The 25,075-nt window shown below is 69.2% G+C and carries 25 protein-coding genes and 1 tRNA gene; 19 read left to right on the plus strand and 7 right to left on the minus strand.

Annotated elements, in window-relative coordinates; all coding sequences use genetic code 11:
- Positions 1 to 21: 21 nt before the first annotated feature.
- Positions 22 to 570 carry a hypothetical protein gene (locus tag BGO46_RS05465; RefSeq protein WP_292677397.1) on the minus strand — a complete coding sequence of 183 codons (549 nt, stop codon included), beginning with the start codon at positions 568 to 570 and terminating at the stop codon, positions 22 to 24.
- Between the two features lie 43 nt (positions 571 to 613).
- Positions 614 to 1,441 carry an inositol monophosphatase family protein gene (locus tag BGO46_RS05470; RefSeq protein ID WP_292677399.1) on the minus strand — a complete coding sequence of 276 codons (828 nt, stop codon included), beginning with the start codon at positions 1,439 to 1,441 and terminating at the stop codon, positions 614 to 616.
- Between the two features lie 117 nt (positions 1,442 to 1,558).
- On the opposite strand from BGO46_RS05470, the gene BGO46_RS05475 reads away from it, so the two are divergent.
- Positions 1,559 to 1,634 (plus strand) — tRNA-Lys (locus BGO46_RS05475).
- A gap of 58 nt (positions 1,635 to 1,692) precedes the next feature.
- Here the strand turns inward: BGO46_RS05475 and BGO46_RS05480 are convergent.
- Entirely contained in the window at positions 1,693 to 2,919 is a 1,227-nt protein-coding gene (locus tag BGO46_RS05480) for an MFS transporter (protein WP_292677400.1), read from the minus strand.
- Positions 2,916 to 3,353, minus strand: coding sequence for a MarR family winged helix-turn-helix transcriptional regulator (locus BGO46_RS05485; RefSeq protein WP_292677402.1), 438 nt, complete (start codon positions 3,351 to 3,353; stop codon positions 2,916 to 2,918). The genes BGO46_RS05480 and BGO46_RS05485 overlap by 4 nt, the downstream gene beginning before the upstream one ends.
- 167 nt (positions 3,354 to 3,520) lie before the next feature.
- On the opposite strand from BGO46_RS05485, the gene BGO46_RS05490 reads away from it, so the two are divergent.
- The 9 genes from BGO46_RS05490 to BGO46_RS05530 all read left to right on the plus strand — a co-directional run bounded on the left by BGO46_RS05490 (position 3,521) and on the right by BGO46_RS05530 (position 12,209).
- Positions 3,521 to 4,738, plus strand: a complete 1,218-nt coding sequence (locus tag BGO46_RS05490; RefSeq protein ID WP_292677404.1) for a substrate-binding domain-containing protein — start codon at positions 3,521 to 3,523, stop codon at positions 4,736 to 4,738.
- 4 nt (positions 4,739 to 4,742) lie between these two features.
- Positions 4,743 to 5,519, plus strand: a complete 777-nt coding sequence (locus tag BGO46_RS05495; RefSeq protein WP_292677408.1) for an ABC transporter ATP-binding protein — start codon at positions 4,743 to 4,745, stop codon at positions 5,517 to 5,519.
- The gene (locus tag BGO46_RS05500) at positions 5,516 to 6,238 is read left to right on the plus strand and encodes an ABC transporter ATP-binding protein (RefSeq protein WP_292677410.1); all 723 of its coding nucleotides are present in this window, start codon (positions 5,516 to 5,518) and stop codon (positions 6,236 to 6,238) included. The genes BGO46_RS05495 and BGO46_RS05500 overlap by 4 nt, the downstream gene beginning before the upstream one ends.
- Complete coding sequence (locus BGO46_RS05505; RefSeq protein WP_292677412.1) at positions 6,235 to 7,110, plus strand: branched-chain amino acid ABC transporter permease; 876 nt, start codon at positions 6,235 to 6,237, stop codon at positions 7,108 to 7,110. Before BGO46_RS05500 ends, BGO46_RS05505 begins: the two co-directional genes overlap by 4 nt.
- A 62-nt stretch (positions 7,111 to 7,172) precedes the next feature.
- Positions 7,173 to 8,261, plus strand: coding sequence for a branched-chain amino acid ABC transporter permease (locus BGO46_RS05510; RefSeq protein WP_292677575.1), 1,089 nt, complete (start codon positions 7,173 to 7,175; stop codon positions 8,259 to 8,261).
- Positions 8,258 to 9,853 (plus strand): AMP-binding protein, encoded by a 1,596-nt coding sequence (locus BGO46_RS05515; protein ID WP_292677413.1) that lies wholly within the window; start codon positions 8,258 to 8,260, stop codon positions 9,851 to 9,853. The genes BGO46_RS05510 and BGO46_RS05515 overlap by 4 nt, the downstream gene beginning before the upstream one ends.
- Complete coding sequence (locus BGO46_RS05520; protein WP_292677415.1) at positions 9,840 to 10,574, plus strand: TetR/AcrR family transcriptional regulator; 735 nt, start codon at positions 9,840 to 9,842, stop codon at positions 10,572 to 10,574. The genes BGO46_RS05515 and BGO46_RS05520 overlap by 14 nt, the downstream gene beginning before the upstream one ends.
- Entirely contained in the window at positions 10,567 to 11,319 is a 753-nt protein-coding gene (locus tag BGO46_RS05525) for a 3-hydroxybutyrate dehydrogenase (protein WP_292677417.1), read from the plus strand. Before BGO46_RS05520 ends, BGO46_RS05525 begins: the two co-directional genes overlap by 8 nt.
- The gene (locus tag BGO46_RS05530) at positions 11,316 to 12,209 is read left to right on the plus strand and encodes an alpha/beta hydrolase (protein ID WP_292677419.1); all 894 of its coding nucleotides are present in this window, start codon (positions 11,316 to 11,318) and stop codon (positions 12,207 to 12,209) included. The genes BGO46_RS05525 and BGO46_RS05530 overlap by 4 nt, the downstream gene beginning before the upstream one ends.
- A 7-nt stretch (positions 12,210 to 12,216) precedes the next feature.
- On the opposite strand, the gene BGO46_RS05535 is transcribed toward BGO46_RS05530, so the two are convergent.
- Positions 12,217 to 13,002 carry an IclR family transcriptional regulator gene (locus tag BGO46_RS05535; RefSeq protein WP_292677421.1) on the minus strand — a complete coding sequence of 262 codons (786 nt, stop codon included), beginning with the start codon at positions 13,000 to 13,002 and terminating at the stop codon, positions 12,217 to 12,219.
- 107 nt (positions 13,003 to 13,109) lie between these two features.
- Here BGO46_RS05535 and BGO46_RS05540 point away from each other — a divergent pair, with 107 nt between their 5' ends.
- Genes BGO46_RS05540 through BGO46_RS05550 form a run of 3 tightly spaced genes read left to right on the plus strand, consistent with a single transcriptional unit; the run spans position 13,110 to position 15,746 of the window.
- The gene (locus BGO46_RS05540) at positions 13,110 to 13,910 is read left to right on the plus strand and encodes a CoA transferase subunit A (RefSeq protein ID WP_292677423.1); all 801 of its coding nucleotides are present in this window, start codon (positions 13,110 to 13,112) and stop codon (positions 13,908 to 13,910) included.
- Position 13,911: 1 nt separating this feature from the next.
- Positions 13,912 to 14,565: a CoA transferase subunit B gene (locus tag BGO46_RS05545; protein WP_292677425.1), complete on the plus strand. Its 654-nt coding sequence runs from the start codon at positions 13,912 to 13,914 to the stop codon at positions 14,563 to 14,565.
- Complete coding sequence (locus BGO46_RS05550; protein WP_292677427.1) at positions 14,562 to 15,746, plus strand: acetyl-CoA C-acetyltransferase; 1,185 nt, start codon at positions 14,562 to 14,564, stop codon at positions 15,744 to 15,746. The genes BGO46_RS05545 and BGO46_RS05550 overlap by 4 nt, the downstream gene beginning before the upstream one ends.
- Positions 15,747 to 15,783: 37 nt before the next feature.
- On the opposite strand, the gene BGO46_RS05555 is transcribed toward BGO46_RS05550, so the two are convergent.
- On the minus strand, positions 15,784 to 17,136 hold the full coding sequence (locus BGO46_RS05555) for an HNH endonuclease signature motif containing protein (protein WP_292677428.1): 1,353 nt from the start codon (positions 17,134 to 17,136) through the stop codon (positions 15,784 to 15,786).
- A 225-nt stretch (positions 17,137 to 17,361) separates the two neighbouring features.
- Complete coding sequence (locus tag BGO46_RS05560) at positions 17,362 to 17,616, minus strand: hypothetical protein (RefSeq protein WP_292677431.1); 255 nt, start codon at positions 17,614 to 17,616, stop codon at positions 17,362 to 17,364.
- A 43-nt stretch (positions 17,617 to 17,659) separates the two neighbouring features.
- On the opposite strand from BGO46_RS05560, the gene BGO46_RS05565 reads away from it, so the two are divergent.
- From BGO46_RS05565 to ilvC, 6 genes are all read left to right on the plus strand, one after another.
- Positions 17,660 to 19,078: a trehalose-6-phosphate synthase gene (locus BGO46_RS05565; RefSeq protein WP_292677433.1), complete on the plus strand. Its 1,419-nt coding sequence runs from the start codon at positions 17,660 to 17,662 to the stop codon at positions 19,076 to 19,078.
- The gene (otsB, locus tag BGO46_RS05570; protein WP_292677435.1) at positions 19,075 to 19,842 is read left to right on the plus strand and encodes a trehalose-phosphatase; all 768 of its coding nucleotides are present in this window, start codon (positions 19,075 to 19,077) and stop codon (positions 19,840 to 19,842) included. Before BGO46_RS05565 ends, otsB begins: the two co-directional genes overlap by 4 nt.
- A gap of 9 nt (positions 19,843 to 19,851) precedes the next feature.
- On the plus strand, positions 19,852 to 21,573 hold the full coding sequence (ilvD, locus tag BGO46_RS05575) for a dihydroxy-acid dehydratase (protein WP_298045667.1): 1,722 nt from the start codon (positions 19,852 to 19,854) through the stop codon (positions 21,571 to 21,573).
- 39 nt (positions 21,574 to 21,612) lie between these two features.
- Positions 21,613 to 23,415: an acetolactate synthase large subunit gene (locus tag BGO46_RS05580; protein WP_292677437.1), complete on the plus strand. Its 1,803-nt coding sequence runs from the start codon at positions 21,613 to 21,615 to the stop codon at positions 23,413 to 23,415.
- A 1-nt stretch (position 23,416) separates the two neighbouring features.
- Complete coding sequence (ilvN, locus tag BGO46_RS05585; RefSeq protein ID WP_292677439.1) at positions 23,417 to 23,926, plus strand: acetolactate synthase small subunit; 510 nt, start codon at positions 23,417 to 23,419, stop codon at positions 23,924 to 23,926.
- A 67-nt stretch (positions 23,927 to 23,993) separates the two neighbouring features.
- The gene (gene ilvC / locus BGO46_RS05590) at positions 23,994 to 25,019 is read left to right on the plus strand and encodes a ketol-acid reductoisomerase (protein WP_292677441.1); all 1,026 of its coding nucleotides are present in this window, start codon (positions 23,994 to 23,996) and stop codon (positions 25,017 to 25,019) included.
- Positions 25,020 to 25,075: the final 56 nt, after the last annotated feature.

Genomic DNA, 25,075 nt, shown 5'->3' on the forward strand with positions numbered 1-25,075 from the left:
CGGACTTTTTCTGTGGAACCGTCAGGCGCCGGGGCGCTGGATCAGCAGCAGCTGGTCGGCGACATCCGACACGAGCACCCAGCCGTCGCCGAAGCGATAGGTCATGCCGAAGCTGTCCGAGATATCGGCGCCGGAGGCGGTCTCTGTCAGCGTCCAGCCCTCGGCGACCAGTCCGTCCTGCATCTGGGTCGCCTCGACGGCGGTCAGCGGCGCCCATCCGAAGAGCATGAGGCTCGCCGTCGACTCGCTTTCGAGGTCGCCCCATTCGCACTGGATGCCATCGGTGACCGTGACGCCGCCCGCGGTGAACGTCGACTCCTCATACGTCCAGCCCTGTGCCTGCAGCTGTGCGAGCGTGTCGCTGTCGATGAGCGTCTCGCACGTGACGGGCTCCGTCGTCGCGCTTGCGGTCGGAGCGGACGTCGGCTCCGTGGTCGGCGCGGCGGCGGCTGCGTCTGTGTCGGGTGACGCGGTGGGCGTGGGTTCAGCGCCGGCGCCGCAACCGGCCAGAAGCACGGCGCTGACGGCGGCAGCGGTGAGGGTCGTGAGGAAGCGGCGGGGGAGGCTCATCGTCTCGTCTCGTCTCGTGTCGGCGGGGGTCCAGCGGGGGAGTTCAGCGGGGGGAGTTCAGCAGGGTGAGGAAGTCATCGTGCAGCGTGCCGTTGGTCGCCAGCGACGAGCGAGACGCGATGCTGTCGGCGCCCGCGATGTCGGTGAAACGGCCGCCGGCCTCGAGGATGATGGGCACGTGCGCGGCGAGGTCGTACTCCTTGACGTCGAACTCCGCGACGAACTCGAGGCGGCCCTCGGCCAGCAGCATGTACGGCCAGGCATCCCCGTAGCCGCGGTCACGCCAGACGGCGCGGCTGAGCCGCACGAGGTCGTCGGAGCGGCCGACGCCATCCCACTGGGCGATGCTCTGGAAGCTCACGCTCGCCTCGGCGAGGCTGGCCACGTTCGATACCGCGAGGCGGCGGGGTCCTGCGGGGGTGTCGGTCCACGCGCCGAGGCCGGAGGCCGCCCACCAGCGACGTCCGATCGCCGGCTGGCTGACGACGCCCACGCGCGGGACGCCGTCGATCGCGAGCGCGATGAGCGTCGCCCACATCGGGATGCCCTTGAGGTAGTTCGCCGTCCCGTCGATCGGGTCGATAATCCACTGGCGCGTGGTGCTGCCGGAGGTGCCGAACTCTTCGCCGAGGATGCCGTCGCCGGCGCGCTCGGCGGCGAGGATGCCGCGGATCGCGCGCTCGGTGGCGAGGTCGGCCTCCGTCACGTGCGAGGCATCCGCCTTCACCTGCACGTCGAGGTCGGATGCGTCGAAGCGGGCCATCGAGACGGCATCGGCCGCGTCCGCGAGGCGCAGCGCGAGCGCGAGGTCGTCGGCCAGGTCGCCGGTGTAGGGCGCGCTCCACGAAGGCGTAGCGTCGGGGGAGGTCACCCCTCAAGGATACGGGGCGCCACATGCTCGATTCGCGATGTACCGCATCGGGATGGTAACGTTGACCCTCGGTTCGCCGGTCGCTTTTCGAAGCGCGTATGCGGCGGCCGACGGAACGCACCTCTAGCTCAATCGGCAGAGCAACTGACTCTTAATCAGTGGGTTCTGGGTTCGAGTCCCAGGGGGTGCACCACAGGAAGAGCCCCGGCAGACATCGTGTTTGCCGGGGCTTTTCTCGTCAACGCGGCGTATCAGGCAGCGTCGCCGTAGAGCACGGCGGTGGCCTCCTCTTCGGCATCCGCTTCGTGGCCGTCGATGCGGGCGAGCGCGCGACGTCCGAACAGGATCGTGAGTGCCGAGATCAGCACCGAGAGCGCGGCGAACACGAACGGCACCGAGGCGTTGAACGCGTGCCACAGCGCCGCGGCGATCGGGGGAGCGGCCGCGCCACCGAGGAAGCGCACGGCCGAGTACGCCGACGACGCGACAGAGCGCGGCAGGTCGGTGGCCTCCATGACCGACTCGGTGAGGATCGTGTTGACCATGCCGAGCAGCAGACCACCCACGATGATGCAGGCGATGAGGGCCGCTGCGGTGTCGACGAAGACCGCCGCGACCAGCAGGTCGATCGCCAGTAGCGGCAGGACCATCAGCAGCGCCGTCGTGCGGGCGAAACGGCGCAGGAGGATCGGCGCCACCCACACGCTCGTGATCGCGAGCGCCACGCCCCACCCGAAGAACGTCAAGCCGATGCCCATGGCGCCGAACCCGAGCGGGAACGGCGAGAAGGCCAGCAGCACGAAGAACCCGATGTTGTAGAACAGTGCCGCGACGGCGAGCACGGCCAGCGCCGGCTGGCGCAGCGCCTTGAACGGCGCCGACAAAGGCACGGGCGTGCGCTTCTCGTCGCCTCCGCGAAGCAGCACCGACACGGCGATGAACGCGATCGCCATGAGCGCGACGACTCCGAAGAACGGGCCGCGCCAGCTGATCTCGCCGAGGAATCCGCCCAGGAGCGGCCCGATCGCGATGCCGAGACCGAGCGCTGCTTCGTACAGGATGATCGCGGCGGCTGATCCGCCGGATGCCGCCCCGACGATCGTCGCGAGTGCCGTCGAGATGAACAGTGCGTTGCCCAGGCCCCACCCGGCACGGAAACCGATGACGGCGTCGACGCTGCCCGCCAGTGCGCACAGCAGCGCGAACACGACGATGAGCCCCAGCCCGATCAGGAGGGTCGCCTTCGTGCCGATGCGCGATGAGATCCAGCTGGTGACGAGCATCGCGAGACCCGTCACGACGAGGTAGCTCGTGAACAGCAGCTCGGTCTCGACCGGGGTCGCCTGCAGCGACTCCGCGATCGCAGGGAGGATGGGGTCGACCAGGCCGATCCCCATGAACGCGATGACGCTGGCGAACGCGACGGCCCAGACCTGCGCCGGCTGGCGCCAGACGTTGACTCCGCTGCCGGCGCTCATCGGGTCGTCCCCTCGGCGGCCACGCGCGTACGTGCGTCGACGATCTCGGTAGCGCGGCGGATGGTCGCCCAGTCGTCTTCGCCGAGGTCGGCGAACCGCGGCGCGAGCGCGTCGCTGAGGGTCTGGAACCACTCGTCGAGGGCTGTGAGCCCGGCATCCGTCGCTGAGACGACCGTCACGCGCGAGTCGTGCGCATCGGGGCGACGCTCGAGCAGTCCCGCCTCCGACATCTGCGCGACGAGCCGCGTCATGCCCGGCTGGGTGACACGGCTGAGGGTGGCCAGATCGCCCACGCGCTGCGGTCCGTGCTGGCGCAAGAGATTGAGCGTGCGCCACTGAGCGGCGGGGGCGTCGTTGCGCGTTTCGAGCGACGTGATCCGCGAGAGTGTCTGCGCGCTGATGATCAGATGGAGGATGTCATCACCGTGTTGCATATCAACAGTATATACCCGTGGTATATATCGGCCGCGAATGCGTGTGGGTTACCGGATCGTGATGCTTCAGGCGTGCTGGAGGTTTGACATCCCGTCGTCACCTGAACATGATTGCATTACCTGAATCACATTTCAGGTGCTCCCTTCCAATGGTGAAAGGCACGCACATGCGGGTTACACAGAAGTTGCTCCCCAAGGCAGGGCTCGTCGGCGTCGTCGTCGCCACAGCCGCCCTCGTCCTGTCAGCCTGCGCACCGCAGGCATCCACCCCCGACCTGACCGACTCCGAGGCTGCCGGCCCCGCTGAGATCACCGTCGGCGTCATCACGAGCGAGACGGGCGCGCTCGCCGGCTACGGCAAGCAGTACCTGGACGGCTTCAAGGCCGGTCTCGACTACGCGACGGACGGCACGAACGAGGTCGACGGCACCAAGATCGTCATCGACTACCGCGACGACGCGGGCGACCCCGACACGGCGGTCGGCGCGGCGAAGGAGCTCATCGGCTCGGGCGTCACGATCCTCGCCGGTAGCGCGTCGTCGGGCGTCGCCGCGGCGGTCGCCGAACAGGCGGGTCAGAACAAGGTCCTGTTCATCTCCGGCCCTGCCGCCGCTGACGCGCTGACGGGCATCAACGACTACACGTTCCGCAGCGGCCGCCAGACCGCGCAGGACGTCGCGACGGCCGGTACCTTCCTCGGCGACATCGAGGGCAAGAAGATCACGGTGTTCGCGCAGAACACCGCGTTCGGTCAGGGCAACGTCGCGGCCGTCGAGGCGATCCTCGGCGCCAAGGGCGCGACGGTCGACAGCGTGCTCGTCGCCGAAGACGTCACCGAGTTCACGCCGTTCGCACAGCAGGTGCTCGCGGGCAGCCCCGACCTCGTATTCGTCGCGTGGGCCGGTGCCACCTCGGGCGCGATGTGGCAGGCGATGAGCCAGCAGGGCGTGTTCGACGCGGTTCCCGTCGTCACCGGTCTCGGCGACGCGGCGACGTTCGGCGCGTACGGCGAGGCATCCGAGCAGATCAGCTTCCTGAACTACTACTTCCCCGGGGCACCCGACAACGCCGTCAACACGGCGATGGTGGATGCCGTGGAGGCAGCCGGCGGCACCCCTGACCTGTTCACGCCGGACGGGTTCAACGCTGCCCTGATGCTCGTGCACGCGATCAGCGAGGGCAAGGGCGACGTCGACGCGATGATCGCGGCGCTCGAGGGCTACACCTTCGACGGGCCGAAGGGCTCGCTGACGGTTCGTGCCGGCGACCACGCGCTGCTGCAGGAGATGTACCAGGCCAAGCTGGTCGCCGACGGCGACACCTTTACCCCCGAGCTCGTCGAGACCGTTCCGGCCGACGAGGTCGAGCCGGCAGAGGTGCAGTAACCCGATGAGCACCCCAGTCCCGTCCGCGCTCAAGATCGAAGGCCTCGGCCTGCAGATCGGCGGCGCGACCATCCTCAAGGATGTCGACCTCGACATCGCGCCCGGCAGTCTCGTCGGCGTGATCGGGCCCAACGGCGCCGGAAAGACCACGCTGTTCAACGTGATCTCCGGTGTCGCGCGGCCCACGGCAGGCCGGATCCTGATGAACGGCGACGACATCACCCGCACGTCCGTCCCTCAGCGGGCGCGGGCGGGATTGGGGCGCACCTTCCAGACATCGAGCCTGTTCCCGAGGCTCAGCGTGCTGGAGAACGTCCGCCTCGCGGCGCAGGTCTCGCGCGGCGGCAATTACTCGCTGCTGCGGTTTCCGAGAAGAGCGGATGCCTCGACCGAGCACGCCCTCGAGCAGCTGATCAAGGTCGGACTCACCCACAAGCTCGACACGGCCGCCGGTGACATCTCGCACGGCGACAAGCGCAAACTCGAGATCGCGGTGCTGCTGGCGACCGAGGCGCGCATCGTGCTGCTGGACGAGCCGATGGCGGGCGTCGCGTCGGGTGATGTCGCGGGCCTCGTGCAGAACATCCGCGAGCTGCAGCGCGAGACCGGCTGCACCGTCCTCATGGTCGAACACCACATCGAGGTGCTGATGGACCTCGTCGAGAAGGTGGCCGTCATGTACTCGGGCTCGATCATCGCGTTCGACACGCCGCAGCAGATCATGGCGAACCCCCTCGTGCAGAGCGCGTACCTCGGACGCACCGAAGGGAGCGCCGCATGAACGCCGCCGCGCCCGAGCCGATCCTCACCGTCACGCACCTGTCCGCCTCGATCGCCGGTCAGCAGGTCGTCGAAGACGTCACCTTCACGGTGCCGCCGACCGGCATCACGGCTGTGCTCGGCCGCAACGGCGTCGGCAAGACGTCCACGATCCGGGGCATCCTCGGACTCATCCACCGCCGCGGCGAAGTGACGCTCGCGGGCGAGCGCATCGACGCGCTGCCCACGCACCGCATCGTCCAGCGCGGTGTCGGCTACGTGCCGGAAGACCGCGAGGTCTTCGCCGGGCTCACGGTCGCCGAGAACCTCTCGCTCGCCGAGCGCGACCGCAATCCCCGTCGCGAGTTCGTCGCCGAGCTGTTCCCTGACCTCGTGAAGCGGCGCGGCCAGCTCGCCGGCACGCTGTCGGGCGGGCAGCAGCAGATGGTGTCGGTGGCCCGCGCGCTGCTCAACGAGAACCGCATCCTGCTGGTCGACGAGCCCACGAAGGGCCTCGCCCCGCGCATCGTCTCGGAAGTGGCCGATGCGCTGCAGGAGGCGTCCAAGATCGTCCCCATCCTGCTCGTCGAGCAGAACCTCGAGGTCGTCCGGCAGCTCGCCCAGGATGCCGTCGTCATCGCCGGCGGCCGTGTCGTGCACACGGGGCCGGCGCGCGAGATCCTCGACGATGACGCCCTGACCACGCGCCTCCTGGGCGTGAGTGCGGAGGCACACGCGTGAGCAGCATCGTCCTCATCCTCCTCACCGGCATCGGCCTCGGGGCGCTGTACTTCCTCGTGGCATCCGGACTCAGCCTCATCTACGGCCTCATGCACGTGCTGAACTTCGCGCACGGCGCCTTCCTGACTCTCAGCGCGCTCGTCGGCTGGCAGGTCGCGCAGGCGCTCGGCACCGCCTCGTGGGGCTCGTTCCTCGTCTCGATCCTCGTCGGCGCCGTCGTCGGTGCGATCTTCGCGACGCTGACCGAGCTGATCCTCATCCGCCCGCTGTACGAGCGGCACATCGAGCAGGTGCTCGTCACCGTCGGCCTGTCGTTCGCCTCGGTTGCGCTCTTCGAGGGCATTTGGGGCACGGATGCCATCAACATCGCCGGCCCTGCGTGGCTCAAGGGTGCCACGGACGTGCTCGGCGCGCGCATCCCGAATACGTACTGGGTGCTCATGATCGCGGCAGCCCTCGTTCTGGTCGCACTCGTGCTGTTCCTGCGCAAGACGCGGTACGGCATGATCATCCGCGCGGGCGTCGAGAACCGGTCGATGGTGACCGCGCTCGGCATCGACGTGCGCAAGAGCTTCACCCTCGTGTTCGCGATCGGCGGCGCCGCCGCCGGCATCGGCGGCGTGCTCGCGATGCACTATACGACCTTCGTGTCGGCGCACTTGGGCGCGACCCTGCTGATCTTCGCGTTCATCGTCACCGTCATCGGCGGACTCGGCTCGCTCACGGGCGCTGCGATCGCGTCGGTGCTCGTGGCGGTGCTGCAGCAGTTCGCCAACGTCTATCTGAGCGGCACGGGCGACTTCATCGTCGTGATCCTGCTGGCGGTCGTCCTGCTGGTGCGCCCCAGCGGTCTTCTGGGGAGGAAAGCATGAGCGGTCAGAGCACCGTCACCACGGGAGTCCCGACTCTTGTCCGCGGCCGCGCGGGAGCGTGGATGCCGTTCATCGTCGGCGCCGTGCTCGTCGTTCTGATGGCGATCCTGCCGCTGCTGAACATCGAGATCCCGGGCATCCTGCCGGGCGCGACGTACACGCCGGGCACCCTGGCTCTGCTCTCGCTGTGCATGGTGTTCGCCGCTCTCGCGCTGTCGTACAACCTGCTGCTCGGCACCGGCGGCATGCTGTCGTTCGGTCACGCGCTCTACTTCGGCGCCGGCGCCTACGGGCTCGGTCTCGCACTGCAATACCTTCAGGTACCGCTGTGGCCGGGCATCCTCATCGCCCTCGTCGGTGGCCTCGTGATCGCCCTGTTCACCGGCGCGATCTCGATGCGGGTGTCGGGCATCCCGTTCGCGATGGTGACGCTCGCCTTCGCGCAGGCGGGGTCGGTGCTGGTGCGCCGCAATCAGCAGATCACCGGCGGTGAGGAGGGCCTGCGTCTGCCCGTCGCGCACGTGCCCGATTGGCTCGTCGGCGTCATCAACACCCGCAACCTCTATTGGCTCACGCTCGTCGTTCTCGTGGTCGTCTACCTCGTCGTGCTGTGGGTCGATCGTTCTCGACTCGGGCACCTCGCCCAGGCGACACGCGAGAACGAACTGCGCGTGCAGATCCTCGGTCTCAGCCCGTACCGGGCCAAGCTCGTCGTCTTCGTGGTCGCGGCGCTGTGCGCGTCGCTCGCCGGCATCGCGTACATGCTGCTGCAGTCCGGCACGCAGCCGAGCTCAGTCGGTGCCGATCTGACGATCACGGTGCTCGTGATGGTCGTGCTCGGTGGCGTCGGATTCCGCTGGGGTGCCATCGTGGGCGGCGTGCTGTACACGCTTCTCGATCAGCGGCTGACGGTGCTCGCGCGCGCGGACTGGATCCACGCGCTGCCGGACGTCCTGCGCATCCCGCTGTCTGAGCCGCTGTTCCTGCTCGGCGTGTTGTTCATCCTCGTCGTGATGTTCCTGCCCGGTGGCATCGCCGGGACGATCGACACGTGGGTGCGCAGGCGCCGCGGCGAGCGCACGCGCTCGCAACTGAGTCAGCTCGGTGACGCCGACGACGCCGCTGTGGAAGCGGCCGAGGTGCGCGCATGACACGCACAGATGAGCCGATGGATGCCTTCGACGCCGACGCCGCATTTCCCGACGGTGCGCACACGATCGGCCGCTGGCTGACCGATCGGGCGGCGGCCTTGCCCGGGCATCCGGCGATCGACGACCGCGGCGTGCGGATCGGTTACGCCGACCTCGAGGCGCGGGCGGCCGCGCTCGCGCTGTCGCTGCAGCGGGCGGGGTACGGGCCGGGTGATCGGATCGCGACGGTGTCGGGCAACTCGATCGACCATGTGGTCGTGTTCTTCGCGTGCGCCAAGAGTGGCGTCGCGTTCGTGCCGCTCTCGTGGCGGCTCGCCCCGCGCGAGCTGGCCGAGGTGCTCGAGCAGGCTGACCCCGTACTCGTCCTCGTCGAGGACGAGTACACCGGCGTCGCGTCCGACGCGCTGGCCCGCGTAGCCGAGCCGCTCGTCGTCGCCGCGCTAGGCACGACCGGCATCGAGACGGTCGTGCCGCCGCGCCGCGGCCCCGCCGCGCCCCGGCGCGCCGTGCGCGACGACGACGCGCTGCTGATCATCTTCACCTCGGGCAGCGAGGCGGCGCCGAAGGGTGTCGTCCTCACGCACGCGAACTGCTTCTGGAACAACCTCGCACTGGCAGGGGCCATCCAGATCACGGCCGACGATGTCGTGCTCGCGATGCTGCCGCAGTTCCACATCGCCGCATGGAACTGCCAGCCGCTGCTGGCGTGGTGGTCGGGGGCCACCGTGGTGCTCGAGCGCTCGTTCCAGCCCCAGCGGATCCTGCAGCTGCTCGAGAAGCGCGGCGTCACGACCATGATGGGCGTGCCCACGCAATACCGGATGCTCTCCGACGACCCGAGCTTCCCAGCGATCGCGGCGGGGCCGCTGCGGCAGGCGCTCGTCGGCGGTGCGACCATGCCCGAAGACCTCGCCGCGCAATGGGCGGATGCCGGAGTGCCGCTCACGCAGGGCTACGGACTGACCGAGGCCTCACCCAACGTGCTGTGCCTCGCGGCATCCGACAGCGAGCGGTTCCCGGGAGCCGTCGGGCGGCCGTATCCGCACGTCGACGTCTGCGTGGCCGACCCCGAGACGGGCCTCGTGCTGGCGGGTGAGGCGACCGGCGAGCTGTGGGTGCGCGGTCCGAGCGTGTTCGCCGGCTACCTGCGCGATCCGCAGGCCACCGCCCGCACGATGGCGGGGGAGTGGCTGCGCACCGGCGACATCGTGCACCGCGACGGCGCCGGGGTGTTCCGCATCGTCGATCGCCTGAAGGACATCTTCATCTCCGGCGGCGAGAACGTCGCGCCGGCCGAGGTCGAACGCGCGCTCTGTCTGCATCCCGGCATCGCCGAGGCCGCGGTCGTCGGCGTGCCCGACCCGGTGTGGGGCGAGCGGGGTGTCGCGTTCGTCGTCCGCGCGGACGGCGCCACGCTGGGCCAGGATGAAGTGCTGGCGCACGCCCGCAGTGAGCTCGCAGGGTTCAAGGTGCCCGTGCGGGTGGCCTTCGTCGCGGATCTGCCGCGATCGACGATCGAGAAACTGGCTCGTTCGCGACTGCGCGAGAGAGCGTCGGCACTGCTGGAGGAGACCGTTCATGAGCACCGCTGATCAGTACGAGCCGGGGCTGCACTTCGCGACCCCCAGTCTTCTCGAACCTGCCGCCCCCCTGTCGGCGACGGGCAAGCCACTCACCAAGCGCGGCGAGGCGACGCGTCGCAAGCTGCTCGAAGCGGCCGAGCAGGTCTTCGCCGGCGTCGGGTACCACGAGGCATCCATCGTGAAGATCACCGAACGCGCCGGCATCGGCCTCGGCACGTTCTATCTCTACTTCGACAGCAAGCAGCAGATCTTCGAAGAACTGGTGCTCGATCTGAACCGCAGAGTGCGCCACTCGATGACCGAAGCGATGGCGGGCACCACCAACCGGATCGACGCCGAGCGGGCCGGGTTTGAGGGGTTCTTCCGCTTCACGGCGGCACACCCCGCCCTCTACCGCGTCGTGCGCGAAGCCGAGTTCGTCTCGCCCGAGATGCTGCGGCTGCACTACACGCGCATCGTCGACGGCTATGAGGCGGGCCTGCGCGCCGCGCAGCAGGACGGCGACGTCGACGAGGCACTCGACCCCGAAGTGACCGCGTGGGCGCTGATGGGTGCGGGCGAGCTCATCGGCATGCGCTACCTGCTGTGGGAACGCGACGAGCAGGGCGCCCCGCCCGCCGAGATGCCGCGAGAGATCATCGACGCCACGATGCGGTTCATCCGCAACGCACTGGCGGTGCGCCCTACCGGCGACACCGCCTCGACCACGGAAGGACAGAAGGATGCCTGAACAGGATCTCGCCGGGCGGCGAGCGCTCGTCACCGGCGGCGCGAGCGGGATCGGGCTGGCCTGCGTGCATGAGTTCGCCCGCCGCGGCGCGCACGTCACCGTCGCGGACTTCAACGGCGAAGCCGCGACCGCCGTCGCCGAGGAGGTCGGCGGGGATGCCTGGGTCGTGGACCTGTCCGATACCGCCGCGCAGGAGGATCTGCACCTCGACGTCGACATCCTCGTCAACAACGCCGGCATCCAGACCGTTGCACCGATCGACCAGTTCGAGCCCGAGCGCTGGCGCTTCATGCACCGGCTCATGGTGGAGTCGCCGTTCCTGCTCATCCGGGCAGTGCTGCCCGGGATGTACGAACATGGCTGGGGCAGGATCGTCAATCTTTCCAGCGCGCACGGGCTGCGCGCGAGTCCGTTCAAGGCGGCCTACGTGTCGGCCAAGCACGCCATGGAGGGTCTGTCGAAGGTGACGGCGCTCGAGGGCGGCGCGCACGGGGTGACGAGCAATTGCGTGAACCCCGCCTACGTGCGCACTCCGCTCGTCGAGAAGCAGATCGCCGATCAGGCGGCTGTGCACGGCATCGACCCGGGCGAGGTGGTCGAGAAGATCATGCTCACCGAGTCGGCGATCAAGCGGCTCGTCGAAGCGGACGAGGTCGCCTCGCTGGTGGGCTGGCTCGTCTCTGACCGCGCGGGCATGGTCACGGGCGCCAGCTACACGATGGACGGCGGATGGACCGCGCGATGACCCGGGCGAAGCACACCGTCGCGGTCCCCGTCGCGGGCGGCGATCTGACCGTCGGCGTCTGGGACGCCGACGCTTCGGGTGCCCCGACGATCGTCGCGATCCACGGGGTCACCTCGTCGCACTTGGCTTGGGAACTGCTGGCCGAAGCACTGCCCGGCGTGCGGGTCGTGGCGCCCGACCTGCGCGGGCGCGGGCGCAGCAACACGCTCGAGGGTCCGGCCGGCATGGCCGCACACGCGGAAGACCTGGCGGCGATGTTCCGGGCACTCGGGCTCGAATCTGCCCTCGTGGTCGCGCACTCGATGGGCGCCTTCGTCGGGGTGACGCTCGCCGCGCGTCACCCCGACCTCGTCTCGCGGCTCGTGCTCGTCGACGGGGGCCTTCCGCTCGGCGCTCCCGCGGGGCTCACCCCTGACGAACTCGTCGCCGCGATCCTCGGTCCGACCGCCGCGCGGCTCGACCTGCGGTTCGGGGACGTCGAGGACTATCTCGACTTCTGGCGCGGGCATCCCGCTTTCGTGGATGACTGGTCACCGCAACTCGAGGAGTATCTCGCGTACGACCTGGTACCGGCCGAGCAGGGCACGATGCGGCCCGCGACCTCGTACGCCACGACCGTCGAAGACACGATCGACATGAACACCACCACGACGATCGCCGACTCGCTGGCTGCCTTGCAGCGGCCGACGATGCTGATCACCGTGCCGCGCGGTCTGCAGAACGAAGAACCCGGGCTGTACGCCGAGCCGCATCTGGGCGCGGTGCTTGCGGACAACCCCGCGATCGCCCATGAGCGGTGGGACGGCTTGAACCACTACACGGTCGTGATGAGTGCCACGGGCGCGCAGCGACTGGCGGGGGTGGTGCAGCAGCAGCTCGCGCTCGTCTGAGCTGCTGTCAGCGCGCGCCCGCGGCCACGCGCGTGGACAGTTGGTGCGCGTGCGCGAGCAGCGTGCGACCGAGCTCGGGGATGCGGTCGGGAGTGAAGCGAAACTCGACGCCGGTGAGGCTCAGCGCCCACTGCGGATGCCCCGACTTCGTGAACACGGCGGCGCCGATGCCGTAGCTGCCCTCGACGATGAGTCCGGGGTTGAGCGCGAACCCGCGCGACTGGGTCTCGCGCAGGCGTGCGCGCAGTCGCGCCTCGGCATGCGCCGACCCGTAGTGTTCGGCGAGTTCGGGATGCCGCTCGAAATAGGCGTCCACATCGTGGGGCGGCAGGAACGCGAGGATCGCGAGCCCCGCCGACGCGACGCCGAGCGGGAACCGGATGCCTTCGGAGAGCACGAACGACCTGATGGGGAAGCTGCCGTCCTCGCGGATCAGGCATACCGTCTCGTCGCCGCGACGCACCGACAGGAACGCGCTCTCCTCCGTGCGCACGGCGAGCGAGCGCACGATGTCGCGCGCGATCGCCGTGATGTCGTAACGTGCGGCGGCGACGGTCCCCATGAGATAGAGCTCGGGACCCGGCATCCACCGGCTGCTGCGCTCGTCCTGGTCGACGAGTCCCTCGTGCCGCAGCGCGGCGAGCAGGCGGTGTGTCGTCGGGCGGGTGAGGTCGGCGCGGCGGGCGAGATCGGCAACCGTGACGCCCTCGTCGCCGGCGCCCGTGATGAGTCGCAGCAGGGCAGCCGCGCGGGCGACGGACTGCGCGCCCGGTATCGAGCGAGAAGCGTGCATGTCCACACTATGGACACTACGTGTGCAATGCTCCACATCGCAAGCACGCGGGTGCGCCCGCCGATCGAGGAGCACAGGATGGAGTCACACGGCACGAAGGAGTACACGTGATCGACAAGACCTACCCCTCGGCGGCGGACGCCGTTGCGGACATCGCGGACGGGGCATCCCTCGCCGTCGGTGGTTTCGGGCTCTCCGGCAACCCGATCGCTCTCATCGAAGCGCTGCTCGCGCAGGGCACGTCGGAGCTGTCCATCGTCTCGAACAACTGCGGCGTCGATGATTGGGGCTTGGGGGTGCTGCTGAACGCGAAGCGCATCCGCAAGATGACGTCGTCGTACGTCGGGGAGAACAAGGAGTTCGAGCGCCAGTTCCTCTCCGGTGAGCTCGAACTCGAGCTGACGCCGCAGGGCACGCTCGCCGAGAAGCTGCGCGCCGGCGGCGCGGGCATCGCGGCGTTCTACACGCAGACCGGCGTCGGCACGCAGGTCGCCGAGGGCGGGTTGCCGCGCCGATACGACGGTCAGGGCGGCATCGCCGTCGCGTCGCCGCGCAAGGACGTCCGCACGTTCGGCGTCTCGGGCGGTGACCGCGAGTACGTCCTGGAAGAGGCGATCGTGACCGACTTCGCCCTCGTTCACGCCGAGCGCGGCGACGTGCACGGCAACCTCGTCTTCAACAAGTCGGCCCGCAACTTCAACCCGCTCGCCGCGCAGGCGGGGCGGATCTGCATCGCGCAGGTCGAAGAGCTCGTTCCCGCGGGAACGCTCGACCCCGACAGCATCCACCTGCCCGGTATCTACGTGCACCGCATCGTCGAGGTCGGCCGCGACATCGAGAAGCGCATCGAACGGCGCACGGTGTCGGTCGACGAGGCCCTTTCCCGCGACATCCCCGAAGGAGCCTGAGATGGCACTGTCCCGCAACGAGATGGCCGCCCGCGCGGCCGCTGAACTCACCGACGGCTCATACGTCAACCTCGGCATCGGCCTGCCGACGCTCGTGCCGAACTACGTGCCCGCCGAGGTCACCGTCGTGCTGCAGTCTGAGAACGGCATCCTCGGCGTCGGTCCGTACCCGACCGAGCAGAACGTCGACCCCGACCTCATCAACGCCGGCAAAGAGACCGTGACGGTGTTGCCCGGCGCCGCGTTCTTCGACTCGGCGACGAGCTTCGGCATGATCCGCGGCGGCAAGATCGACGCGGCAATCCTGGGCGCGATGCAGGTGTCGGCCGCGGGCGACCTGGCGAACTGGATGATCCCCGGAAAGATGGTCAAGGGGCCGGGCGGCGCGATGGACCTCGTGCACGGCGCCGACCGTGTGATCGTGCTGATGGAGCACGTCGCCCGCGACGGTTCGGCGAAGATCGTGGATGCCTGTTCGCTTCCGCTCACCGGCCGTGGGGTCGTCGACCGCATCATCACCGACCTCGCCGTCATTGACGTGACCGCCGACGGGCTGGTCCTGGTCGAGACCGCGCCGGGTGTCACGGTCGACGAGGTCGTCGCCGCGACCGAGCCCACCCTCATCATCTCCGAGAATCTGAAGGAACACGCATGAGCATCGACGACATCGTGATCGTGGCCGCCGCCCGCACTCCGCAGGGGCGGCTCAAGGGGCAGCTCGCCTCGTTCAGCGCGCCGCAGCTGGGCGGATTCGCCATTGCGGGGGCGCTCGCGCAGGGAGGCATTCCGGAGGACGCTGTGGACGCCGTCATCATGGGGCAGGTGCTGCCGGCCGGGTCGGGACAGAACCCGGCCCGTCAAGCGGCCCTGGCTGGCGGCCTCGGGTGGGACGTTCCGGCATCCTCGGTCAACAAGGTCTGCCTGTCGGGCCTCACCGCCATCATCGACGCGAAGCGCATGATCGCCTCGGGCGACGCGACGGTCGTCGTCGCGGGCGGCATGGAGTCGATGACGCGCGCGCCGCACCTGCTGATGGGTTCGCGCGACGGCTGGTCGTACGGCTCGTTCGAGGTGCTCGACCACATGGCGCTCGACGGGCTGACGGATGCCTACGACAAGGAGTCGATGGGTGCGTCGACCGAGCGGCTGAACCCGACCTTCGAGATCACGCGCGCCGCGCAGGATCACGTCGCGGCGCTCTCGCATCAGCGTGCGGCGGCCGCCCAGGCCGAGGGGCTGTTCGACGCAGAGATCGTCTCGATCGAGGTTCCGCAGCGCAAGGGCCCTGCGGTGCAGGTGACGACAGACGAGGGCATCCGCCCCGGCACGACCGTCGAGACGCTCGCGGGCCTGCGACCTGCGTTCGCGGCAGACGGGACGATCACGGCGGGCAACTCGTCACAGATCTCCGACGGGGCATCGGCGGTCGTGCTGACGACGCGTGCGCACGCGGATGAGCGCGGCTGGCCCGTGCTCGCTGTCGCGGGTGCCGCGGGGCAGGTCGCCGGGCCGGACAACTCGCTGCACGCCCAGCCGGCGCGCGCGATCGAGCAGGCTCTCGAGCGTCAGCACCTCACGGCGGCCGACCTGGATCTCGTCGAGATCAACGAGGCATTCGGCGCCGTTGTGGTCCACTCGCAGGCCGAGCTCGGAGTGTCGGAAGACGTCGTCAATATCCATGGTGGAGGCATCGCGCTCGGGCATCCGATCGGCGCGTCGGGTGGCCGGCTCGTCGTGCACGCCGTGCACGAGCTCGTCCGCCGAGGCTCCGGCACCGCCGCCGTCGGACTGTGCGGCGGGGGAGGCCAGGGCGAGGCGCTGATCCTCACGCGCTGACGCGCGCGGCGACGTCGCCGCTCCCGACCGCGTTGTTCTAGAACGGCGGCTGCTCGGGGAGGGGCGGCGCGCATCCGTCGCGGAGGCGCGCCAGGAGCTCGGCGGCCTCGCGTTCGCCGGGCCGCGGCGGTCTCGTGCTGTGGCCGGTCGGGGTGGTCAGTTGGACGGTCCCGTCGGGACGGCGCCGGTAGCGGAACCGCGTGCGCTGCTTGTCCAGGTTCTCGGTGGCGCAGAGCGGGCCGAGATTCGAGAGGCCGGTGGGTCCGCGATTCGGTCCGTTGTAGGGATCCCAGTGGTCGACGTCGGAGTCGGCGGCGGGATGTGTGCACCCGTCTCGGCTACAGGTCGCGTGGGTCTGGATCAGCCATTCCCGCTGCTGTCGCGTGGCCTTCCGGGAGCGGCGGTCCATGTCGAGGATGACTCCGGTGACGGGGTCGGTGATGATACGGGTGAACGACCCGGCTTCCAGGAGCATCCGGATCGCCGTCGCCCGATCGATCGTCTCGCCCGTGTCCAGGCGTGCCGCCTCATTCAGGTCGGGTGCGCCCGCCGGGACGGGCAGCGCGCGGACGGACGCGCGGGCCGTCTCGGTGAAGACATCGGCGGGTACCGTGACGTACACCTTCGTCTTGACCGCGGTAGGAGTCCCCGCGCCGGTGAGCCACCCGGCGGCGAGGTCCGCCCGCACCTGGTCGCGGGTACGGGGATCGTTCAGGCCCCCGCGACGGGCGCGCTTTCGCGTGTTCTTCGCCGTCGACGTCGCACACCGATAGATCGCCCGGGCTCTGGCGGTGTCGGTGTAGAGGTGCACCCACGACATCCCGGCCTGGTCGCGTTCGATGCTCAGTCGCCGTCTCGCGAACGCGGCTTCATGCTCGACCACCGGGTCGGCCGGAGCAAGCCGGTCGGCGAGGCGCCTTGCCTTCGCGCGGAACGCCCCGGGAGAGCACGTCAGCGCGGCCTCGGCGAGAGCCGCGTCGAACACGGCCCGGGCATCCTCATGCCCATCGAATCGGCTCAGCAGATCGACGCCGATCTCCACCTGCGTGAGAGTCGCGAAGCCCTCCCACGCGCGCTCCCAGAGGGCCGGCAGCAGCGCCCGTGCACGATCGGCCGCCGAGACGAGATTGCGCACCTGGTTCTCCGACAGCTGCAGCCGCAGGGCCGCGTCGATCACCGCGCACCGCTCGGCCGTAGCGATCGGCGCAGGATCACCGGGGAGCGCGTAGATCTCGGGGTGCGCCCGCGCGAACCCGATCGCGTCTGCCAGCGACGCGGCGCGTCGCGCCGCCGTCCGGTTCAGCTCATACTGGTGCTGCTCGACCCCGGTGAAGAACAGGCCGAGGACGTCCGTGTCACTCGGATGCTCGATCACCGGTTCGGAAGCCATACTCGCAATGTACGCCGGGGCTCCGACATCGCAGCCTGGCCGACTAACATGGCGGGCGACCTACGGAAGGAACCCCCATGTGCTACCCCGCGACCTGCTCCACGTGCGGCAAGACGACCTGGGCCGGCTGCGGCGAGCACATCGACGCGGCTCTGGCGGGCGTCGCGGTGGCCGACCGCTGCACCTGCCCGCGCTGAGCGCAGTCCCGCGCTGAGCGCGCCCTAACTACCGCTTCAGTCGCTTCGCCAGCAGCTTCTGCTCGCTGCCGTGCACGGGGGAGTCCTCGGCGATCAACGTGCCCCGCGACGCGCGATAGGTGTCGACGATCGTCCCGATCGCGAGCGCGAGCGTAATGCCCCAGCTCAGCCAGGCGAGCGCCTGCCGCCACGTCCACGGCGCACCGTCGCGCGTTCCGCGCAAGAGGGCCATGCCGCTGGTCACGGCGGTGATGATCCCGGTTCCGAACACGTACTTGCGCATGTGACCACGTTAGCCTGGACAGACGCCTGCCGAGAGGAGCCGTGTGAGCGACACCGTGAGTGACACCACCGCAGAGGCCGACTTCGTCGTGGTCTCCAACCGACTGCCGGTCGACCGGTCCCCTGACGACGAGGGCTGGCGCCGCTCGCCCGGCGGCCTGGTCGCCGCCCTCGAGCCGGTGCTGCAGTCCACCGGCGGAGCCTGGGTGGGGTGGCCGGGCCAGAGCGATCTCGATCTCGAGCCCTTCGCATTCGACGGCATGGAGCTGGTCCCCGTCGCGCTGAGCGCGCAGGATGTCGAGCTGTTCTACGAGGGCTTCTCGAACGACACGATCTGGCCGCTGTATCACGACGTCATCTCACCGCCGACGTATCACCGGGAATGGTGGGATGCGTACGTCCGCGTCAACGAGCGGTTCGCGCGGGCCGCGGCATCCGTCGCTGCCTCCGGCGCCACCATCTGGGTGCACGACTACCAGCTGCAACTCGTCCCGCGCCTGCTGCGCGAGCTGCGTCCCGACGTTGTGATCGGATACTTCCACCACATTCCCTTCCCGGCATATGGCATCTACTCGCAGTTGCCGTGGCGTCGTCAAGTGCTCGAAGGGCTGCTCGGCTCCGACGTGATCGGGTTCCAGCGCGCCGCGGATGCCGGCAACTTCGCCACCGCCGTCCGGCGTCAGCTCGGCTATGAGACGAAGGCTGGCGCGATCCGCGTGCCCACGGCGGACGGCGCACGCACGGCGGTCGCGAGGGCCTACCCCATCTCCATCGATGCCGCCGTCTACGACGAGCTCGCCCGACGCCCTGACGTGCAGGCGCGAGCCCGCGAGATCCGGGCAGAACTCGGCGACCCGGCCGTCGTCCTGTTCGGCGTCGACCGACTCGACTACACGAAGGGCATCGGGCATCGCTTGAAGGCCTACGGCGAACTGCTCACCGAGCAGCGGCTCGACAAGACCGAGGTGACTCTCGTGCAGGTCGCCAGTCCCAGCCGCGAGCGGGTGACCGCTTACATGCAGCTGCGTGACGAGATCGAGCTTGCCGTGGGGCGCATCAACGGCGACCACGACACCGTCGGCCACAGCGCGATCCGCTACCTGCACCACGCCTACCCGCGCGAGGAGATGGTCGCCCTGTACCTCGCGGCCGACGTGATGCTCGTCACGGCGCTACGCGACGGGATGAACCTCGTGGCGAAGGAGTACGTCGCCAGTCGCGTCGACGGGCGCGGCGTGCTCGTGCTGAGCGAGTTCGCCGGAGCGGCCGACGAGCTGACGCAGGCCATCCGGGTCAATCCGCACGACATCGAGGGCCTCAAGGACGCGATCATGACCGCCGTGGAGATGCCGGTCGCCGAGCAGCGTCGCCGCATGCGGGCGCTGCGGCGACGCGTGCGCGACCACGACGTCGCCGGGTGGTCGCGCACCTTCCTTGCCGATCTCGAGACGGCGCGGCGGTGACTCCCCACGCTGCCATCGCCCAGCTTGCACCCACTCGGCACCTGCTGGTCGCGCTCGACTTCGACGGCACGCTGTCGCCGCTCGTCGATGAACCGATGAGCGCGCGCATGCTGCCGGAGGCCCGGGCAGCGCTGGATGCCCTCGTGGCGGCTCCCGCGACCAGCGTCGCGCTCGTGTCGGGCCGGACGCTGCACGACCTCCGCATCATCGCCGAGCACGACGACGATGCGCCCGTGCTGCTGGCTGCTTCGCATGGCGCCGAGCAGTGGCCCGCTCCCGAGGATGAGGTGACGGATGCCGCGGCGCTCGCGCTGCGCGACGAACTTCAGGGCGCGGCTGCGCGTATCGCGGGGGAGCAGGAGGGCGCCTGGGTCGAGCCGAAAGCCTTCGGCTTCGCCGTGCACACGCGCCTCGCCGCGCCGGGCAGCGTGGCACCGCTGCACGCCGCCGTCGACGCGCTCGTCGCGCAGCGTGCCCCGCACTGGCGCCGCCGCCTCGGGCACGACGTCCTCGAGTTCTCCTTCCGCAGCGAAGGCAAAGACGCCGCCATCGCGCGACTGAGAGCGCAGACCGGCGCCACCGCCGTCCTGTTCGCGGGCGATGACGTCACCGACGAAGACGCCCTGCGCTCGCTCGCACGGGGGGACGTCGGCGTGCGCGTGGGCGGGGGAGAGACCGCGGCCGCGGTTCGTGTCGAGGGCATCCGAGAACTGTCGTCGCTGCTTGTCGGACTCGCACATGAACGGGCCCGCCTGCGGGCATAGACTGCGAGAATGCCTGACAGTTCAGCAACGCAGGACACCGACGCCATCGACATCAAACCCCGCAGTCGCGTCGTCACCGACGGCATCGAAGCCACGACATCCCGGGGCATGCTCCGCGCCGTCGGCATGGGCGACGAAGACTGGGACAAGCCCCAGATCGGCATCGCGTCGAGCTGGAACGAGATCACGCCCTGCAACCTGAGTCTCGACCGCCTCGCACAGGGCGCCAAAGAAGGTGTGCACGCGGGCGGCGGATACCCGCTGCAGTTCGGCACGATCTCGGTGTCGGACGGCATCTCGATGGGTCATGAGGGCATGCACTTCTCGCTCGTGAGCCGTGAAGTCATCGCTGACTCGGTTGAGACGGTCGTCATGGCCGAGCGCCTCGACGGCACCGTCCTGCTGGCGGGCTGCGACAAGTCGATCCCCGGAATGCTCATGGCGTCGGCCCGGCTCGATCTGTCGAGCGTCTTCCTCTACGCCGGTTCGATCGCCCCCGGTTGGGTCAAGCTCTCGGACGGCACCGAGAAGGACGTCACGATCATCGACTCGTTCGAAGGCGTCGGCGCCTGCCTCGCGGGGCGCATGAGCGAGGCCGACCTCAAGCGCATCGAGTGCGCGTTCGCGCCCGGTGAGGGCGCGTGCGGTGGCATGTACACCGCCAACACGATGGCCTCGGTCGCCGAGGCGCTCGGACTCAGCCTGCCCGGCTCGGCCGCTCCGCCCGCGGCCGACCGTCGCCGCGACTACTTCGCGCACCGCTCCGGCGAGGCCGTCGTCAATCTGCTTCAGCTCGGCATCACGACGCGCGACATCCTCACGAAGGAGGCGTTCGAGAACGCGATCGCCCTCGCAATGGCCCTCGGCGGCTCGACCAACGTCGTGCTGCACCTGCTCGCGATCGCGCGTGAAGCCGACGTCGACCTGAACCTGCACGACTTCAACCGCATCGGCGACAAGGTGCCGCACGTCGCCGACATGAAGCCGTTCGGCAACTTCGTCATGAACGACGTCGACCGCCACGGGGGCATCCCGGTCATCATGAAGGCGATGCTCGACGAAGGGCTCCTGCACGGCGACGCCCTCACCGTTACCGGCAAGACGCTCGCCGAGAACCTCGCCGAACTCGACCCCGACCCCATCGACGGCACAGTCATCCACACGTTCGACAACCCCATCCACGCCACCGGCGGCCTCACGATTCTGCACGGGTCGCTCGCGCCCGAGGGTGCCGTCGTGAAGACCGCGGGGTTCGACGCCTCGGTCTTCGAAGGGCCCGCGCGCGTCTTCGAGCGCGAGCGCGCCGCGATGGACGCGCTCGAGGCAGGTGATGTCGAAGCCGGCAGCGTCGTCGTCATCCGGTACGAGGGCCCGAAGGGCGGCCCCGGCATGCGCGAGATGCTCGCGATCACCGCCGCCATCAAGGGCGCGGGGCTCGGAAAAGATGTACTACTCTTGACGGACGGACGATTCTCAGGCGGCACAACCGGCCTGTGCATCGGCCACATAGCACCCGAAGCGGTGGACGCTGGTCCCATCGCCTTCGTGCGCGATGGTGATCTGATACGGGTCGATATCGCGGCTCGCACTCTCGACCTACTCGTCGATGACGCAGAGCTGAGCTCCCGCCGTGATGGCTGGGAGCCCCTTCCCCCGCGCTATACCCGTGGCGTCCTGGCCAAATACTCGAAACTCGTGCGCTCTGCAGCTGAGGGCGCGACGACGGGTTAGGCTCCCGCTTTACCGCATTCGATCACCGAGGTCTCACACATGTCTCTCGACACCGCTGCGGCCGTTCCTCGGCCGCCCGCTCGCGGCGCCTCCGCTCCGGTTCTGACCGGGGCTGAAGCCGTCGTCCGTTCCCTCGAACTGCTGGGGGTGACCGACGTGTTCGGTCTGCCCGGCGGCGCGATCCTGCCCGTCTACGACCCGCTGATGGATTCCACGGCGCTGCGTCACATCCTCGTCCGCCACGAGCAGGGTGCCGGTCACGCCGCCGAGGGCTACGCGTCGGCATCCGGCAAGGTCGGCGTCGCGATCGCGACGAGCGGCCCCGGCGCCACCAACCTCGTCACGGCGATCGCCGATGCGTACATGGACTCGGTCCCGATGCTCGCCATCACCGGTCAGGTGTTCTCGACGCTCATGGGCACCGATGCCTTCCAGGAGGCCGACATCGTCGGCATCACGATGCCGGTCACGAAGCACTCGTTCCTCGTGAAGGATGCCTCGGAGATCCCCGGAGCCATCGCCGCCGCCTACGAGATCGCCTCGACGGGTCGTCCCGGCCCGGTGCTGGTGGACATCACGAAGGATGCGCAGCAGGAAGAAGCACCGTTCGTCTGGCCGCCGCGTTACGACCTCCCCGGCTACCGGCCGGTTACGAAGGCGCACGGCAAGCAGATCCAGGCGGCTGCGAACCTGCTGGCATCCGCCCACAAGCCCGTGCTGTACGTCGGTGGCGGTGTCGTGCGCGCCGGGGCAGCCGCCGAGCTGCTGACGCTCGCCGAGACGACCGGTGCGCCCGTCGTGACGACTCTGATGGCGCGCGGCGCGTTCCCCGACTCGCACCCGCAGCACCTCGGCATGCCCGGGATGCACGGCACGGTGCCGGCCGTCCTCGCGCTGCAGGAGGCCGACCTGATCGTCGCGCTCGGCGCGCGGTTCGACGACCGCGTCACCGGCAAGGCGGCGCTGTTCGCCCCGCACGCGCAGGTCGTGCACGTCGACATCGACCCCGCCGAGATCTCGAAGATCCGCACGGCGGACGTGCCGATCGTGGGCGACGTGCGTGAGGTCCTCGTCGACCTCGACGGCGCCTACCGCGGCGCGATCGCCGAGACGACGCCCGACATCGCCGAATGGTGGTCGTACCTCGACGGCCTGCGCGACGAGTTCCCGCTGGGCTACTCGCAGCCCAGCGACGGCCTGATGTCGCCGCAGTACGTCATCTCGCGCATCGGTGAGCTGACCGGCCCCGAGGGCGTGTACGCCGCAGGCGTCGGCCAGCACCAGATGTGGGCGGCGCAGTTCATCAAGTACGAGCGTCCCAACGCGTGGCTCAACTCCGGCGGCGCCGGCACGATGGGCTACTCGGTGCCCGCCGCGATGGGGGCCAAGGTCGCCGAACCCGACCGCGTCGTGTGGGCGATCGACGGCGACGGCTGCTTCCAGATGACCAACCAGGAGCTCGCGACCTGCGTCATCAACCAGATCCCGATCAAGGTCGCGATCATCAACAACTCGAGCCTCGGCATGGTGCGCCAGTGGCAGACGCTGTTCTATGACGGCCGCCACTCGAACACCGACCTCAACACGGGCCACGGCACCGTCCGCATCCCCGACTTCGTCAAGCTCGCCGAGGCGTACGGATGCCTCGCCCTGCGGGTCGAGAAGGAAGAGGACGTCGACGCGGCCATCAAGACGGCCCTCGAGACGAACGACCGCCCCGTCGTGATCGACTTCGTCGTGTCGGCCGACGCGATGGTGTGGCCGATGGTGCCCCAGGGCGTCAGCAACAGCTACGTCCAGTACGCGCGTGACCACGCGCCGAGCTTCGACCAGGAGGACTGAGATGAGCAAGCATGTCCTGAGCCTCCTCGTGGAGAACAAGCCCGGCCTGCTGACCCGCGTCGCGGGGCTGTTCGCACGGCGCGGCTTCAACATCGAGTCGCTCGCCGTGGGCGTCACCGAGGTGCCCGGCCTGTCGCGCATCACGGTCGTCGTCGACGTCGAGGAACTGCCGCTCGAGCAGGTGACGAAGCAGCTGAACAAGCTCGTGAACGTCATCAAGATCGTCGAGCTCGAGCCCGCGGCATCCGTCCAGCGCGAGCACATGCTCGTGAAGGTGCGCGCCGACAACCAGACGCGTTCCAACGTGATCGAGGTCGTCAACCTCTTCCGCGCCTCCGTCGTCGACTATGCGACGGATGCCCTGGTGGTCGAGGTCACCGGTGACCGCGGCAAGGTCGACGCCCTGCTGCGCGCCCTCGAGCCCTTCGGCATCAAGGAACTCGCCCAGTCCGGCATGGTCGCCATCGGCCGCGGCGGCAAATCCATCACCGAGCGCGTCCTGCGCAACTAGTTCGTTGATCGAGTGCCCGCGCAGCGGGTGTATCGAGATCACCACCCAATCAAGGAGAAACACACACATGGCTGAGATCCTCTACGACGCCGACGCCGACCTGTCCATCATCCAGGGCAAGAAGGTCGCGATCGTCGGCTACGGCTCGCAGGGCCACGCCCACGCGCAGAACCTGCGCGACTCTGGTGTCGAGGTCGTCATCGCGCTCAAGGACGGCTCCAAGTCGGCGCCCAAGGCGGCCGAGGACGGCTTCGAGGTCAAGAGCGTTGCGGACGCGACCGAGTGGGCCGATCTCATCATGATCCTCGCGCCCGACCAGCACCAGCGCGGCATCTACAGCGAGTCCATCAAGGACCGGCTGACCGAGGGCAAGACGCTCGCGTTCGCGCACGGCTTCAACATCCGCTTCGGCTACATCGACGCTCCCGAGGGCGTCGACGTCATCCTCGTCGCGCCGAAGGCCCCCGGCCACACGGTGCGTCGCGAGTTCGTCGCGGGCCGTGGCATCCCCGACATCATCGCCGTCGAGAAGGATGCCTCCGGTACGGCGTGGGCGACCGCGCTCTCGTACGCGAAGGCGATCGGCGGCACCCGCGCCGGCGTCATCAAGACGACCTTCACGGAAGAGACCGAGACTGACCTGTTCGGCGAGCAGGCGGTGCTCTGCGGCGGCATGAGCCACCTCGTCCAGTACGGCTTCGAGACGCTCACCGAGGCGGGCTACCAGCCCGAGATCGCGTACTTCGAGGTGCTGCACGAGCTCAAGCTCATCGTCGACCTCATGTGGGAGGGCGGCATCGCGAAGCAGCGCTGGTCGATCTCCGACACGGCCGAGTACGGCGACTACGTCTCGGGCCCGCGCGTGATCGACCCGTCGGTCAAGGAGAACATGAAGGCCGTCCTCGCCGACATCCAGTCGGGCGCGTTCGCCACGCGGTTCATCAACGACCAGGATGCCGGTGCCCCCGAGTTCCTCGCGCTGCGTGAGAAGGAGGCGCAGCACCCGATCGAGAAGACCGGCAAGGAGTTGCGCGCCCTGTTCGCGTGGAAGCAGCAGGACAGCGACTACACGGAGGGCTCGGCCGCGCGCTGACCTTCGTCCACGACTCCGACACACCCGTCGGATCAGGCTTGCTACAAGCCATACGG

Origin of the sequence: Microbacterium sp. 70-16 (assembly GCF_001898315.1) — a bacterium.
Classification (GTDB): Bacteria; Actinomycetota; Actinomycetes; order Actinomycetales; family Microbacteriaceae; genus Microbacterium.